11 protein-coding genes are annotated in these 14,241 nt (G+C 72.0%); 8 read left to right on the top strand and 3 right to left on the bottom strand.

What is annotated here, in order from left to right; all coding sequences use genetic code 11:
- Positions 1 to 126: 126 nt before the first annotated feature.
- Positions 127 to 1,110, bottom strand: coding sequence for a sugar-binding transcriptional regulator (locus IEY69_RS09545; protein WP_189072932.1), 984 nt, complete (start codon positions 1,108 to 1,110; stop codon positions 127 to 129).
- 115 nt (positions 1,111 to 1,225) lie between these two features.
- Here IEY69_RS09545 and glpK point away from each other — a divergent pair, with 115 nt between their 5' ends.
- Both glpK and IEY69_RS09535 read left to right on the top strand, forming a co-directional pair.
- Complete coding sequence (gene glpK, locus IEY69_RS09540; RefSeq protein WP_189072931.1) at positions 1,226 to 2,722, top strand: glycerol kinase GlpK; 1,497 nt, start codon at positions 1,226 to 1,228, stop codon at positions 2,720 to 2,722.
- Positions 2,723 to 2,836: 114 nt separating this feature from the next.
- The gene (locus tag IEY69_RS09535; protein WP_189072930.1) at positions 2,837 to 4,414 is read left to right on the top strand and encodes a glycerol-3-phosphate dehydrogenase/oxidase; all 1,578 of its coding nucleotides are present in this window, start codon (positions 2,837 to 2,839) and stop codon (positions 4,412 to 4,414) included.
- A 16-nt stretch (positions 4,415 to 4,430) separates the two neighbouring features.
- Here IEY69_RS09535 and IEY69_RS09530 read toward each other — a convergent pair whose 3' ends face one another.
- A complete protein-coding gene (locus tag IEY69_RS09530) occupies positions 4,431 to 6,944 on the bottom strand; it encodes a sensor histidine kinase (RefSeq protein WP_189072929.1) in 2,514 nt (837 codons plus the stop codon).
- 180 nt (positions 6,945 to 7,124) lie between these two features.
- Between IEY69_RS09530 and IEY69_RS09525 the strand changes: the two genes are divergently transcribed.
- From IEY69_RS09525 to IEY69_RS09500, 6 genes are all read left to right on the top strand, one after another.
- Positions 7,125 to 7,988, top strand: coding sequence for a DNA repair protein (locus tag IEY69_RS09525; RefSeq protein WP_189072928.1), 864 nt, complete (start codon positions 7,125 to 7,127; stop codon positions 7,986 to 7,988).
- 28 nt (positions 7,989 to 8,016) lie between these two features.
- The gene (locus tag IEY69_RS09520; RefSeq protein ID WP_189072927.1) at positions 8,017 to 8,940 is read left to right on the top strand and encodes a BadF/BadG/BcrA/BcrD ATPase family protein; all 924 of its coding nucleotides are present in this window, start codon (positions 8,017 to 8,019) and stop codon (positions 8,938 to 8,940) included.
- 138 nt (positions 8,941 to 9,078) lie between these two features.
- Positions 9,079 to 10,320 carry a S8 family serine peptidase gene (locus IEY69_RS09515; protein WP_189072926.1) on the top strand — a complete coding sequence of 414 codons (1,242 nt, stop codon included), beginning with the start codon at positions 9,079 to 9,081 and terminating at the stop codon, positions 10,318 to 10,320.
- Positions 10,321 to 10,323: 3 nt separating this feature from the next.
- A complete protein-coding gene (locus tag IEY69_RS09510) occupies positions 10,324 to 12,774 on the top strand; it encodes a putative bifunctional diguanylate cyclase/phosphodiesterase (protein ID WP_189072925.1) in 2,451 nt (816 codons plus the stop codon).
- A 302-nt stretch (positions 12,775 to 13,076) separates the two neighbouring features.
- Positions 13,077 to 13,397, top strand: coding sequence for an ArsR/SmtB family transcription factor (locus IEY69_RS09505; protein WP_189072924.1), 321 nt, complete (start codon positions 13,077 to 13,079; stop codon positions 13,395 to 13,397).
- Between the two features lie 10 nt (positions 13,398 to 13,407).
- Positions 13,408 to 13,869 carry an arsenate reductase ArsC gene (locus IEY69_RS09500; RefSeq protein WP_189072923.1) on the top strand — a complete coding sequence of 154 codons (462 nt, stop codon included), beginning with the start codon at positions 13,408 to 13,410 and terminating at the stop codon, positions 13,867 to 13,869.
- A 92-nt stretch (positions 13,870 to 13,961) separates the two neighbouring features.
- Here the strand turns inward: IEY69_RS09500 and IEY69_RS09495 are convergent, their stop codons facing one another.
- A complete protein-coding gene (locus IEY69_RS09495) occupies positions 13,962 to 14,237 on the bottom strand; it encodes a hypothetical protein (protein WP_189072922.1) in 276 nt (91 codons plus the stop codon).
- Between the last annotated feature and the right edge of the window lie 4 nt (positions 14,238 to 14,241).

The following is a 14,241-nucleotide window of genomic DNA, read 5'->3' as shown; positions in this document are numbered from 1 at the left end:
AGGGGGTGAGGGTTTCCCTCACGACCACTGGATCGAGCGGAGTGAGCACCGGAGAAAGGCGGCAGTGGACGCGGCTGCTGCCGACCCCAGGCTCTGCTGGACATCTGCGGCCGTGTCCAGGAAGGTTCACGGCGCGGTCAGGAGGCTGCGGGCGGTGGTCTCGTCGACGATCAGGGTGGTCATGAGTTCCCCGGCCAGCGCGGCACGCAGCGCGTCGACCTTGCCGAGGCCGCTGGCGACGCAGATGGCGTGCTGCGCGCGGCGGGTCAGCGCCAGGTCGGGGCCGCTGCTGCGGGCGTTGATGGGCAGCCCGGCGAAGCTGCCGTCCTCGCGGAAGAACACGGTGGCGATGTCCCCGGCGACGCCCTGGGCGCGCAGCGCGGCGAGGTCCGTCTCGTCGAGGTACCCGGCGGCGTACACGTGGCTGGGCACCTGCGCGCTGGCCGCGCCGACCGAGTACAGCAGCACGTCCGCCCGTTCCTGCAACTCCAGCACGTGGCGGACGCTGCGTTCGCGCCACATGGCGGCGCGGGTGGCGGGGTCGTCGAAGAAGGTCGGGACCGGGAAGAGGTGGGCGCGCGCGCCGTAGTTCGCGGCGAAGCGGGTGATGGTGTCGGTCACGAAGCCGCTCATGAAGTCTAGGGCGTTGGCGCTGCCGTTGAGCTGCACGACCTGCAGGCCCTCGATGGGACGGGGCGTCAGCGCGCGGGAGACGGCGTCGACGGTGGTGCCCCAGGCGAGGCCGACGGTCTGTCCGGGGCGCAGGATCTGCCCGAGGTGCCGCGCGGCGGCCACCGCGACCCGGTCGAGCCAGGCGCCCTCGGGGCTGCCGGGGGGGACGCTGACGACCTGCGGGGTCAGGAAGGGGTAGCGCGCCCGCAGCTGCGCCTCGAGGCTCTGCGGCTGGGCCTGCGGGTCGTGGATGCGGATCTCGACGAGGCCGGTGCGGCGCGCCAGGGTCAGCAGGCGGCTGACCTTGGGCCGCGACAGGCCGAGTTCGCGGGCGATGGCGTCGGTGGTCAGCCCCTGGTGGTAGTAGAGGCGGGCGACCTGCACGGCCTGCGCGGCGGTGTCGTCCGGGGTGGGGTCGGTCGTCACGGGCCTGAGCATACCCCACACCCCGGACTCTGAACATCTGTTCATGGAGTGTTGACGGCTGTTCAGCCCCGGGGCAATGATGGGCGGGACCGCCCCACCCCCGCTCTCCCCCACAGAGGTTCCCCGCATGCCCGAGCAGTTCATCCTCGCCCTGGATCAGGGCACCACCAGCAGCCGCGCCATCGTCTTCGACCGCCAGGGTCAGGTGCGCGCCCGCGCGCAGAAGGAATTCACGCAGCACTTCCCCCGGCCCGGCCTCGTTGAGCACGACGCGAACGAGATCTGGGGCACGCAGATCGGCGTGGCGCAGGAGGCCATCACCCGCGCGGGCATCCGCGCCTCGGACGTCGCCGCGATCGGCATCACCAACCAGCGCGAGACGACCCTGATCTGGGACCGCCGCACCGGGCAGCCCATCCACCACGCCATCGTGTGGCAGGACCGCCGCACCGCGCCGTACTGCGACGAGATCCGCGCGGCGCACGAGGCGACCTTCCAGCAGAAGACCGGACTGGTCCTCGACGCGTACTTCAGCGGCACGAAGGTGCGGTGGCTGCTCGACCACGTCCCCGGCGCCCGCGAACGCGCGGAGCGGGGCGAACTGGCGTTCGGCACCATCGACTCGTGGCTGGTGTTCAACCTGACCGGCGGCGAACTGCACGTCACGGACGCCACGAACGCCAGCCGCACGCTGCTGTTCAATATCCACACCGGCGACTGGGACGACGAACTGCTGAACATCCTGAACGTGCCGCGCAGCGTGCTGCCGCAGGTTCGGGACTCCTCGGAGGTGTACGGGCAGACCGCCGAGGGCCTGCTCGGGGCGCGCATCCCGATCGCGGGGATCGGCGGGGACCAGCAGGCCGCGACGTTCGGGCAGGCGTGCCTGGAGCCCGGTATGGCGAAGAACACCTACGGCACCGGCTGCTTCATGCTCATGAACACCGGGAGCGAGGCGGTCCCCAGCCAGAACAAGCTGCTGACCACCGTGGCGTGGCAGCTGGGCGGGCAGCGCACATACGCGCTGGAGGGCAGCGTGTTTATCGCGGGCGCCGTGGTCCAGTGGCTGCGCGACGGCCTGAACCTGATCCGTGACAGCAGCGAGGTCGAGGCGCTGGCCCGTTCGGTGAGCAGCAGCGAGGGCGTGATGTTCGTCCCGGCGTTCGTGGGGCTGGGCGCACCGTACTGGGATCCGTACGCGCGCGGCACCCTGATCGGCCTGACGCGCGGCACGACGAAGGCGCACGTGGCCCGCGCCGCCCTGGAGAGCGTGGCGTTCCAGTCGGCCGAGCTGCTGGAGGCCATGCAGAAGGACGCGGGGCAGCCGTTGCGCGAACTGCGCGTGGACGGCGGGGCCAGCACGAACGACCTGATGATGCAGTTCCAGGCGGACATCCTGGGCGTGCCGGTCGTGCGCCCGCAGGTGACCGAGACGACCGCGCTGGGCGCGGCGTACCTGGCGGGGCTGGCGGTGGGCTTCTGGGGCAGCGCGGACGAGATCGCCGCGCAGTGGCAGGAAGGCAAGAGATTCGAGCCGCAGATGGACGCCGCGGAGCGGGAGCGCCTGATGCGCCGCTGGAAGAAGGCGGTCAGCCGCGCCCGCGACTGGGAGGACGAGCGCTGAACGGGACCGGGCGGAGGCGCTGTGTAGTCCACGCCACTGCACAAACGTTCAAAGTGTGCGAACATCCGTTCATACATTGTTTGCTCCTCCTCACCCCACCGGAAGGTTGACCCCATGACCCCAGACGCGCACCCTGCCACCCCGACCCCCGACCCCCGCCACGCCGCCCTGAGCGCCGCCACCACTCCCGACACCTGGGACCTCCTGGTGATCGGCGGCGGCGCCTCCGGGCTGGGCACCGCGCTGGAGGCCGCCACGCGCGGCTACCGCACCCTGCTCCTCGAAGCGCACGACTACGCCAAGGGCACCAGCAGTCGCTCGACGAAACTCGTGCACGGCGGCGTGAGGTACCTCGCGCAGGGGAACGTCTCGCTGGTGCGCGAGGCGCTGCACGAACGCGGCCTCATGAAGCAGAACGCCCCGCACCTCGTGCGCGACCTGGGCTTCCTGATCGCCGCGTACAAGTGGTGGGCCGCGCCCTTCTACGGCATCGGGCTGAAGATGTACGACCTGCTCGCCGGGAAACTCAACCTGCAGGCCAGCCGCTACGTGAATAAAACCCAGGCCCTGACCCGCACCCCCACCCTGAAAAAGGACGCCCTGAAGGGCGGCATCCTCTACTTCGACGGGCAGTTCGACGACGCGCGCCTGGCCGTGACCCTGCTGCGCACCCTGGAAAACCACGGCGGCGTCGCCCTGAACCACGCGCCCGTCGTGGACCTGATCAGGGACGGGGGCCGCGTGGTCGGCGCCCGCTTCCGCGACGACGAGACCGGACAGGTGCACGAGGTCCGCGCCAGGGCCGTCGTGAACGCCACCGGCGTGTTCGTCGACGACGTGCGCCGCATGGAGAACCCCACCGTGAAACCCATGCTGTCCCCCAGCCAGGGCGTGCACGTCGTCGTGGACCGCCACTTCCTGCCCGGCGACAGCGCCATCATGGTGCCGCGCACCGACGACGGCCGCGTGCTGTTCGCCGTGCCCTGGCACGACCACGTCGTGATCGGCACCACCGACACGCCCGTCCCGGACACCAGCCCGGAACCCCGCGCGCTGCCCGAGGAGGTCGAGTTCATCCTGCGCACCGCCGCGCAGTACATGGACCCCGCCCCCACCCGCGCGGACGTCCGCAGCGTGTACGCCGGCCTGCGCCCCCTGGTGAAGGCCGCCGAGGGGACCGATACCAAGAGCCTCTCGCGCGATCACGTCATCCGCATCAGCGACGGCGGGCTGATCACCCTGACCGGCGGCAAGTGGACCACCTACCGCCGCATGGGCGAGGACACCGTCAACCGCGCCGCCGCGCAGGCCGGACTCCCCGAGCGGCTGAGCCTCACGGCGGGTCTGAAACTGCACGGCGCGACCACCCAGGACATGCCGGACCACTGGAAGGTGTACGGCACCGACGCCGAACGCGTCCAGGCGCTGCCCGGCGCGAACGTACCCCTGCACCCGCAGCTGCCCTACACCGAGGCCGAGGTCCGCTGGGCGGCCCGCAGCGAACAGGCCCGCACCGCCGAGGACGTCCTCTCGCGCCGCCTGCGCGCCCTGCTCCTGAACGCCCGGGCGAGCATCGAGGCCGCCCCCCGCGTCGCCGCGATCCTCGCGGAGGAACTCGGCCGCGACCAGGCGTGGCAGGACAGTCAGGTCCTCGCGTACACCGACCTCGCACAGGGCTACGTGCTGCGCTGAAGGTCGCCCCGGCGCGTCAGGACGTGCGGGGTAACGAGAACCAGAAGGTCGCTCCCGCCCCGGGGCGACCTTCCGCCTGAATGGTCCCCCCGTGCCGCTGGATGATGCGCCGCACGTTGGCCAGCCCCACGCCGGTCCCGCCGAACTCCTCGGCGCGGTGCAGGCGCTGGAACACCCCGAACAGCTTGTGCGCGTACGCCGGGTCGAACCCCACGCCGTTGTCCCGCACGAACACCTGCCACTCGTCCGGCGTGCCCTGCGCCCACACCTCGATCAGCGCGTCCGGTTGCCGCTCGGTGTACTTGACGGCGTTGGACAGCAGGTTGGTCATCACCTGACGGATCAGCGCCGCGTCCACCTGCACAGTGGGCAGCTCCGCCACGCGGAACGTCACGTCCCGCCCGGCCAGTTCAGGCCCCAGGGTGGCCTGCACGCCGGCCACGACCTCGTTGAGGTCCACGTCCCGCAGGTGCAGTTCCTGCCGCGTGACGCGCGAGAGGGCCAGCATCGCGTCGATCAGCGCGTTCATCTGCCCGGCGGACTCGGTGATGATGGTCAGGTACCGCTCGGCTTTCGGCGTTCCCGACAGGTCCCCCAGCGATTTGCGCAGCAGGTCCGTGAACCCGGAAATGTGCCGCACCGGCGCGCGCAGGTCGTGACTGACCGAGTACGCGAACGCCTCGAGTTCCTCGTTGGCGGCCTGCAGCGCCGCGTTGCTGCGCGCGGTGTCCTGCGACGTGCGGCGCAGCTCTGCCAGGCTCGCGGCGCGGTCCAGCGCCAATTGCAGGCTGCGCGTGACGCCCTCGATCAGCGCGCGGTCGGCCGGGGTCCACACGTGCGGCTCGTACTGCCCGATCGCGAACACCCCCACGGGCACCCCGCCCTGACGCACTGGGACCGTCGCCGACGCGCCCACGACCGCGCCGGCCCGCGCGAGGTGATCGGTGTCCGGATCGTACTGGTCCTGGTAGTACGGCGCGCCGCTCTGCCAGGGCGTCGTGAGGTTGCGCGCGCTGTCGAGCGGCAGCCCGCGGTCCACCTGCTGCTGGAGCAGGTCGTCGCGCAGGCTGCCCACCTGCGAGCGCAGCCGCCAGAGCTCGCCGTCGGGTTCGTAGTACACGGCGAATCCGGCCGGCAGCAGGCTGAGCGCCACCTCCTGCGCGCGGCGGATCAGGGCGTAGCGGTCCTCCTGTACGCCCAGGTCCGCGCTGAGTTGCGCGAACGCCTGCAGCGAGCGCGCCTGCGCCTGCAGTTCCGCGTGCTGGCGCGCCAGCCGCCGCTCGCGCGCCTCGCGTTCCACCGCCTGCGCCAGACTCCGCCCGACCGTGCGGAACACGCTGCGTTCCCGTTCGGTCCAGTCCGGCGCGCGGTTGGTGGCCATGGCCAGCAGCCCGGTCAGCTGCCCGTTGACCAGCATGGGGTGCAGCGCGACTGCCCCGAAGGCGTCCATGCCCGGCACGTGCTCCAGCGCCGCCGACTGCAGCGGCAGGAACATCGCGTGACCGCCCTGCAGCGCCTCGCGGGTGTCGGCGTCCTGCATGGGCACCCCGGCCCGCAGCTGCTGCGCCAGGCGATCAGGCAGGTCGCCCTGCAGCACCTCGGCCCGCCAGCGGGTCCCGTCGGGCACGAGGTACCCGACGGTCAGGCGGTCGAGCATGTCGCGCAGCACCTGCGCGGCCTGCCCGGCCAGGTCGCCCACGTTCATGGAGTGCGCGGCCCGCTCCTTGAATTCGACCAGGGCGCGCAGCGTGGCGCGCTCCAGGGCCAGCTGCTGCGCGCTGGCCACCCGGTCGAGCGCGTGCCCGTAGGCGCGCGCCGCGCCGCTGAACAGCGCCCGGTCCTGCGCGGACCAGTGGCGGCGCGCGGTGCAGCCCGCCGTGAGGACCGTCCGGGGCCACTCGGGCAGGTCGAACGCCTGCGCGGCCGCGATCCGGTAGGCGTCGCTGGCTGGAACGAGCTGCTCCTGCGCGTTCCAGTCCTCCACGAACACCGGCCCGCGGCTGCGTTCGGCCTGCCGCAGCAGCGGCACCTCGGCCGCCAGCCCGTCGGGTTGCGGGACCCGCAGCGCCGTGGTCGCCACGTCGGAGATGAAGCGGATGGTCCAGCTGCGCTCGGCACGTTCCAGCACGCTGACGGTCAGGCCGGGCAGCAGCTCGCGCAGCACCTGGTCCATCAGGAGGTTCAGCGCCCCGAACTCGATCTCCGAGCCGAGCCGCTCGGTGACCTGCAGGAAGGCGCGCAGCGTGTCGTCCGCGCCGCTCAGGGCCGTGAGGTGCCAGCTGAGCAGCCGCGTGAGCGCCTGCGCCTCGCGCGCCGGCGTCCGCCCCAGGTGCAGGGTCGCGGGTTGTCCGTCCGGGCCGGGCAGGGGCACGCCGTCCGGTGTCGTGCCGAGGACGAGCGCCGCGTCGAGACCGGCGTGGCGGGCCAGTGGACCGGCGAGCAGGGCCTGCACCTCGTGAAGGCTCTGGGTCTGCGTCAGGGCCAGCGTCAACTCCAGCCAGGCGTCCGCAGGGGCACGGTCGTTCGTCATCTGCTGAAAACCATAGCGCGCCCGCCTGCGGCCCCGCGTCCGCCGCGCTGCCCTGGCCCGACCTCCGTTCCGTCCGGGCCGTAGCGCGGCTGGACTGGGGCGGGCCACCGGGCCGGGTGGGCACGCTATGGTGTGCGGGGAACACACCCCACGCTCTGTTCAGGGCAGAATAGGACCATCATGGCCAGACCCAAGACCAAATCCGAGCCCGCCTCCGCCACCCCGAACCCCTACCGCGCCTTCGACGCCCTGATGGCCACGGCCGCCGTCGACAGCCAGATCGACGCGCTGGTCCAGAGCGGCGTCGACACGCCCACCCTCGACCAGGCGCTGACCGAGGCGCTCGGCGCTGCGCAGCGCCGCTGGGGTCTGGGCCTGCACCACCTCGCCCACGCCGCCCGCACTGACGGCACCGACATCGACTTCCTCGTGGACGGCCGCCCGGTCGCGCGGCTCAGTGACGGCGTCGCCGCGCTCGCCCAGGCGTACGAGGACATGCGCGCCACCGACGAGCGCGGCCTGAGCCTGTGGGGCGCGCTGCCCGACGGCCCCCGCGTTCCCGGCGACGCGCCCGCCGCGCGCCTGAAGGTCCTCATCGAGGACGCCCGCGACTTCGAGACGCTCTGGACGCCGGGCCGCGGCGAGATGCTGCACCGCACGTGGCGTCAGGGCGAGACCCTGTTCGTGGAGGCCGCCCGCCCCGCCAGCGCCGAGGCGGCCCTGTCCGACGCCGCGTGGGACGTCATCACCGGCATCAAGGACCGCACCTTCCAGCGTGAACTGATGCGCCGCAGCGAGGAGGTCGGCATGCTGGGCGCGCTGCTCGGCGCGCGGCACGCCGGCGCGCGCAGCAACCTCAACCTGCTGCCGGACGCGCACTTCACGGTTCAGGCCACCGTGCACTCGGCCACCGGCGCCGAGGCCCGCAACGCCGAGAGTCACCGCGCGCTGCTGCGCGCCGCGGCCGCTGAACTCGAGGAGTTGCAGGGGCACACCACCCGTCAGCTGTCCGAGGTGCTGCGTCACGGCCTGACCAACCGCTGAGGCGGCGACCGGGTGCCAGAATGGCCCGGTGACTCCCCTTCGACTGGGCCTCGATCTGGGCGGCAGCCGCAGCAAGTGGCACCTGCTGCGCGGCGAGACGACCCTCGCCCACGGCTTCGCGCCGCCCCTGACGGCCGCGCTGCTCGGCACGCCGGGCGGGCAGGCGAGCCTCGCCGCGCTGACCGGCGCGCTGCCCGCCCGGCCGGACTGGGTGCACGCCGGCCTGCCCGGCTTCGGTCCCGGCCGGCCCGACGCGGCTGACCTGCACGCTCGCCTCGCGGCGGCGCTGGGGCTCCACCCGGAGCGGGTCCGGCTCGAGAGTGATCTGGTGCTGGCCTACCGGGCGCACTTCCGGCCCGGTGAGGGCGTGCTGGTCTACGCGGGGACCGGCAGTCTGGCGTGTCATCTCGCGGCGGACGGCACGCTGCTGCGTGCGGGCGGGCACGGCTACCACATCGACGACGACGGCGCCGGGTACGCGCTGGGCCGCGCGGCGCTGCGCTGGGTGACCGGGCAGCTCGACCAGGGCCGCGACCCGCAGGGTCCGCTGGCCGAAGAGGTCCGCGGCGTCGCCGGTGGCCTCGACTGGGACACCCTGCGGCACCTGGCGTATCACGCGCCCGGCGCGGCGGCGGTCGCCACCCTGGCGCCCGCCGTGGGCCGCGCGGCCGACCGGGGCGACGCGGCCGCGCAGGCGATGCTGCGCGACGCGGCGCACGCTCTGGCGGCGCTGGCGCGCACCGTGCAGGCACGGCTGCCTGCGCCGCGGCCCACAGTGGTGTCCGGCGGGGCGCTGCGGGTCAGTGCGCGGTTCGAGTCGGCGCTGGCGCTGGCCCTGCCGGGCATGAGCGTGGCCTTCAGGGATCATGCCGTGGCCGCAGCCCGCCTGGCGGGTCCGTCCGTGGTGTTTCCCACAGCCGGACAGCCCGATCTTGATCATGATGAACAGTGAGAGACGTGTTAGATCGCGTCCGGTATCCTGTGGGCGACGCCCAGCGTGTTCCGGTCCGGACCTCTTCTGTAACGTTTTCATGAACATCTGCTGAGCGGTGTACACTCAAGCGCACCACGAACCAAGGAGCTATTCAACATGCGGAGATCCCTCACCTGCGCCGCCCTGACCCTCAGTCTTCTCTCCGCCTGCTCCACCAGCCCCGTGCCCGCCCCGTCGGCCGCGCGTCCCGCCACGCTCGTGACGGTACCCGTGACCCCGACCACGACCGACGCGGACCTCGCCCGCCGGTACGGCGGGACCGTCGAGGCGCGCACCGCCACCTTCGCGGTGATCGGCAACCCGACCGCCGCGCCGCTCGCCGCGTCCGGTCTGAAGGCCGAGCGCAACGAGCGGCGCGTCAGCGTGCCGGACAGCGAGACGCACGCCAGCGGCGACAAGATCTGGGCGACGGGCATCACGGCATGGGCCAGCGGCGACAAGATCTGGGCCACCTCCCTGCGCAACTTCGGCGAGCACATCGGCAACGGCTGGGATGGCAACCGCTTCACGGTATTCCCGCAGAACTCCCAGGAATTCCTGGCGATCGGCGTCAGGGACGCGCAGCTCAGCAGCCGCTACCACGGTGACCCCGTCATCGCCGTCATCGACGGCCCGATGGACACCGCGCACCCCGCGCTGAGCGAATCCCTCGTGAACAGCAACAACTGGTACGACTTCGCCTCCGATGACGCGAGCCCCACCGTGACCGGCGCGTCCGGCACCGGCGCCGCCTACGGGCACGCCACCGCCGTGGCCGGCGTGGCCCTGCAGGTCGCGCCCAAGAGCCGCATCCTGCCCGTGCAGGTGCTCGCCGAGGACGGCAGCGGCTACGTGCTGGACCTCGTGCAGGGCATCATCTGGGCCGCCGATCACGGCGCGGACGTCCTGAACCTCAGCGTCGGCACCGACACCGACTCGCCCGCGCTGCGCAGCGCGCTGGACTACGCGCAGTCCAGAGGCGTCGAGATCGCCGCGGCCGCCGGGAACTCCGGAGCGGCCCAGCTCGACTACCCCGCCGCATACCTCGCGGCGACCGGCAGCGGCGTCGCGGTCGGCAGCGTGACCGCCCAGGGCCAGCCCAGCAGCTTCAGCGCCACCGGTCCCCGGATGCTCTTCGCGCCCGGTGAGGGTCTCCGCTCGCTGTACCCGGCCGGGCGGGAAGCCAGCTGGTCCGGCACGTCGTTCAGCACCCCGATCGCCGCGGCGGCGCTCGCCATGCAGCTGTCCGAGTCCGGCACCCCCGCCAACCACTACGCGCGGCTGTTCTCGCTCGGCACGGCGATCACCCCGGCTCACTCCGACTGGAAGAGCCTGGACCTGCATAACCTGCTGGACTGATCCGTGTCCGGAGCTCCAACGTCAGACTGGCCTGGCCTGCTCGACTGCGTCCGCACGCAGCCTGCACGTCAGGCCGCCCAGTGCCTCGAGGCGTTCCCCTTCCAGGACCACCCCGAGGAGTACGTCTACTACGCCACGGCCCTCTATCACCGATTGCACAGCGACCTGAGCCGCGCGGAGATCGCCGTGAAACAGGCGCTGGAAGCGGCCGCCGTGCGCGGCAACCTGGCGATCTACTCCGACAGTCTGCTGCTGCAGTCCTACGTGGATTACGCCACGTTCGACAGCGCCGCCGCCATCGACGCGCTGCGGGCCGCGCAGCAGATCAAGGCGGAGATCGGCGACACCATCGGTGAGATCAAGATCCGGTGCAACCTCGCGAACCTGGCGATCAGCCAGCAGAAACTCAGCGAGGCCCGCGAGCACCACGAGAGGGCCTCCGCCATCTACGGCGCGCTGCCGCCCGCCGAGCAGGACGTGCAGCTGGAACTGTACCTGCTGAACATCGACGGCCTGATCCTCGAGCAGCTCGGGGATTACGAGGCGGCCGCGCGCGCCTACAACTACGGCCTGGCCAAGTGCGTCTCGGCCGGTCTGGCCAACCTGGAGCCCAGTTTCGGCCTGAACTACTACGAGGCGCTGGCGCAGCTGCCGCAGGCGGCGCCAGGCGTCGCCGAGGACTTCAGCCGCTTCCTGACGCGGGTGCAGCGCCCTGACGCGCTGCTCGGCACCCTGGCCCCCGCGCGGATCTACCGCGCGCTGGGGCAGGTGGACGCCGCGCGGGACGCCGCGCTGGCCGTGGCGGGCCGCGCGCGCACGCAGGGGAACTTCACGCTGGAACTCGAAGCGCTGATCGAGGTGCTGCAGGTCACCGAGTCCAGTGCCAGCATCGAGCGGGCCGATCTCGTGAGCGTCCTCGCGCAGGCCCGCCAGAACCACCGCCTGAGCGAAACGCTGATCCTGCTGAAATTCATCGTGCGCGACCCGCGCTTCTCCGAGGCCGAGCGGCTGAACGAGTTCGTGCCGAGCCTCGTCGAGGTGCAGCAGGCGATCTTCGATTCGGTGCGCGACCAGACCGTGCAGAACCTGTCCAGGAAGGCCGCGGTGGACAACGCCCAGCGGCTCGCGGAGTACGAGCAGCAGCTGCGCGTGCAGGCCGAGCAGACCATCCAGCGGCAACTGGAGGAACTCGAGCGGGGCCGCCTGTTCGACGCGCTGACCGGCCTGCCCAACCGGGTGATGCTGCTCGCGCAGCTGTCCCAGCGGGCGCAGCCGAACGCCGCGCCGTTCCTACTGCTGACCCTGGACGTCAACCGGTTCCAGCTGATCAACGACACCTACGGGCACGACCGCGCCGACGAGGTGCTGCGCGTCCTGGCGCGGCGCATGCAGCGCGCCCTGGCCCCCGGCGATCTGGTGGCGCGGGTGGGCGGCGACGAGTTCGCGCTGCTGCTCGCCGCGGGCCGAGACCCAACCGCGCAGATCGACCGGCTGCTGCAGGTGGCTTCGCAACCGGTCGAACTGCCGGGTCAGCTGGTCCGGGTGTCCGTCTCGGCCGGCGCGGCCCGCTGGCCCGAGCACGCCCGGGACGCGGAGTCGCTGCGGCAGGCGGCGGAACTCGCGCTGCTGGACGCCAAGGCGCAGGGCGAGCGCGTGGTGCAGTTCGACGCGGCCGCGCACGCGCACGCCGGGCTGGAGGGCGCGCTGTCGCGCGCGCTGGCCCGCGGGGAGTTCGAGCTGCACTTCCAGCCGCTGGTGGACACCCACGCGCGCCGGGTGGTGAGCGCCGAGGCGCTGCTGCGCTGGCACAGTCCCGAACACGGCCTGCAGGCGCCGGGTACGTTCATGCCGATTCTCGAACGCGGTGATCAGATCGTGGAGGTGGGCGCGTGGGTGCTGCGCGAGGCCTGCCGCGCGGCGAGCGGGTGGGGCGGCGTGCGGGTCGCGGTGAACCTCTCGGCGCGGCAGTTCGCCAGTCAGGACCTGCTGGAGACCGTGCGGGCGGCCCTGCGGGACGCGGACCTGCCCCCCGAGCTGCTGGAACTGGAAATCACCGAGAGCCTCATGATGCTCAACCCCGACCGCACCGCGCGGGTCCTCGACGCGCTGCGGTCGGACGGCGTGCGGGTCATGCTGGACGACTTCGGCACCGGGTACAGCAGTCTGGCGTACCTGTCGCAGTTTCCGCTCAGTGGCCTGAAGGTGGACCGGTCGTTCGTGCGGCAGATGGTCCGCGAGCCGCGCGGGAAGAGCGCGGCGATCGTACGGGCCATGGTGAGCCTCAGTCACGACCTGGGTCTGGAACTCGTGGCGGAGGGCGTGGAGCACCGCGGCGACCTGGAGTGCCTGCGGGCCGAGGGCATCCAGGTGATGCAGGGGTACTACTTCGCGCGGCCGTCGAAGGACTGGCGGCCCCTGCTGGACGGCAGCCGGTCTGCGCTCGGCGAGGAGTGACCGCTCCGGCGGCGCGCGTGCCACCGCGGTGCTGGACCCGGAGGAACCGAACAGGGGCACGGCAGAACGGATCTCGCGCGGTCCTGTGCCGTTTCCCTGTGCTGTTGCTCACAGCAGAATTCAGGAGTCTTGAAGGTACTCGTCGATGCTCCTGAACGAGCGGAGCGAGCACCTGACGGCACCAGCGGTTGGAAGTGGACTTGAAGGGCGTGATGTTGGCCCTTCAACGGAACTGGAAACCGCTGTCAGGATGCCGCTCACCCCGAATCCGGCAGGCCACTGATAGCGAATAGAATGGATGGATGTCCGCCCTGACTTCCCTCTCCGCACTGGATCAACTCAAGGCCCTGGCGCAGGACACCCGCTATGAGCTCATCCGGCACCTCGCGGGTGGGGAGCGCTGCGTCTGCGACCTGGAGGCTCTGCTGAACCTCCCGCAGTCGAAGGTGTCCTACCACCTCGGTATTCTGCGGGACGCCGGGCTGGTCACCGCCGAGCAGCGCGGCAAGAACATGTACTACAGTCTGTGTCGGCCTGCCCTGTACCGGCTGGGCGGGGCGCTGCTGACGGACCTCCTGCCGGATTCGCGCGCCCTGACACATCAAGTCAAATCGGTGTGTTAGCGTCTGAGGCATGACCCGCGTCCTGATTCTCTGCACGCACAACTCCGCCCGCTCGCAGATGGCCGAGGCCCTCACCCGCGACGCTGCCCGCCGCCTGGGCGTGAATCTGGAAGTGCACTCCGCCGGAACGGAAGCCACCCGCGTGAAGGACGACGCGAAGACCGTCATGGCCGAGATCGGCCTGGACCTGACGGCGCACACCAGCAAGACCCTCTGGGACGTTCCGGACGCCCAGAACTTCGGTTACGTCATCACGGTCTGCGACAGCGCCGCCGAGGCGTGCCCCGCGTACCCCGGGCAGACCACCCGGCGCCACTACCCCTTCGTGGACCCGTCCGGTGGCAGCCTCGACCGCTGGCGCGCCGTGCGGGACCAGCTGCAGACGCAGTTCGACGCGTTCGTGCTGGCCCTGCGCGACGGCCGGGACGCGCCACCCACCTACGAGGACAGCCCCGCCGTTCCGGTGGCCTGACGTCATCCGCCGCCCGCGCCGTGACGGAGCTCCGAGTCGAGGGGACGCGCTGAGTCTCCTCACCGGCCGGGCGGAGCCGGTCCCGGCTGGGGTCAGGGCAGCGCCTCACCCCGGACGCGGGGGCGGCCGGGCACGTCCACGGGACTCAGGGCGCGGCCCTCGACCGGCGTGAGGGGCACGTCCACGTTCCACCCGCGGTCCACGCCGGTCAGCGTCAGGGCCTCGTCCGGCGTGACCGGATTGCCCAGCGCGTCCCGCACGTCGCGGTACAGGCCGGGCCGTTCCGGGGCAGGCCGCAGCTGCCGGGCCGGACCGGGAAGCAGGTCGACCTCGCCGACCTCTCCGGCCGCGCCGCCCGTGGTGGCCACCACC

The organism is Deinococcus sedimenti (assembly GCF_014648135.1).
Lineage (GTDB): Bacteria > Deinococcota > Deinococci > Deinococcales > Deinococcaceae > Deinococcus > Deinococcus sedimenti.
This window is presented reverse-complemented; position numbering and strand designations above follow the sequence as displayed.

Bases quoted from the DNA above. Each gene is read 5' to 3' on its own strand.
- IEY69_RS09505 (WP_189072924.1), top strand. From the start codon at position 13,077: ATGTCCGCCCTGACTTCCCTCTCCGCACTGGATCAACTCAAGGCCCTG.
- glpK (WP_189072931.1), top strand. From the start codon at position 1,226: ATGCCCGAGCAGTTCATCCTCGCCCTGGATCAGGGCACCACCAGCAGC.
- IEY69_RS09525 (WP_189072928.1), top strand. From the start codon at position 7,125: ATGGCCAGACCCAAGACCAAATCCGAGCCCGCCTCCGCCACCCCGAAC.
- IEY69_RS09500 (WP_189072923.1), top strand. From the start codon at position 13,408: ATGACCCGCGTCCTGATTCTCTGCACGCACAACTCCGCCCGCTCGCAG.
- IEY69_RS09515 (WP_189072926.1), top strand. From the start codon at position 9,079: ATGCGGAGATCCCTCACCTGCGCCGCCCTGACCCTCAGTCTTCTCTCC.
- IEY69_RS09535 (WP_189072930.1), top strand. From the start codon at position 2,837: ATGACCCCAGACGCGCACCCTGCCACCCCGACCCCCGACCCCCGCCAC.
- IEY69_RS09545 (WP_189072932.1), bottom strand. From the start codon at position 1,110: ATGCTCAGGCCCGTGACGACCGACCCCACCCCGGACGACACCGCCGCG.
- IEY69_RS09530 (WP_189072929.1), bottom strand. From the start codon at position 6,944: ATGACGAACGACCGTGCCCCTGCGGACGCCTGGCTGGAGTTGACGCTG.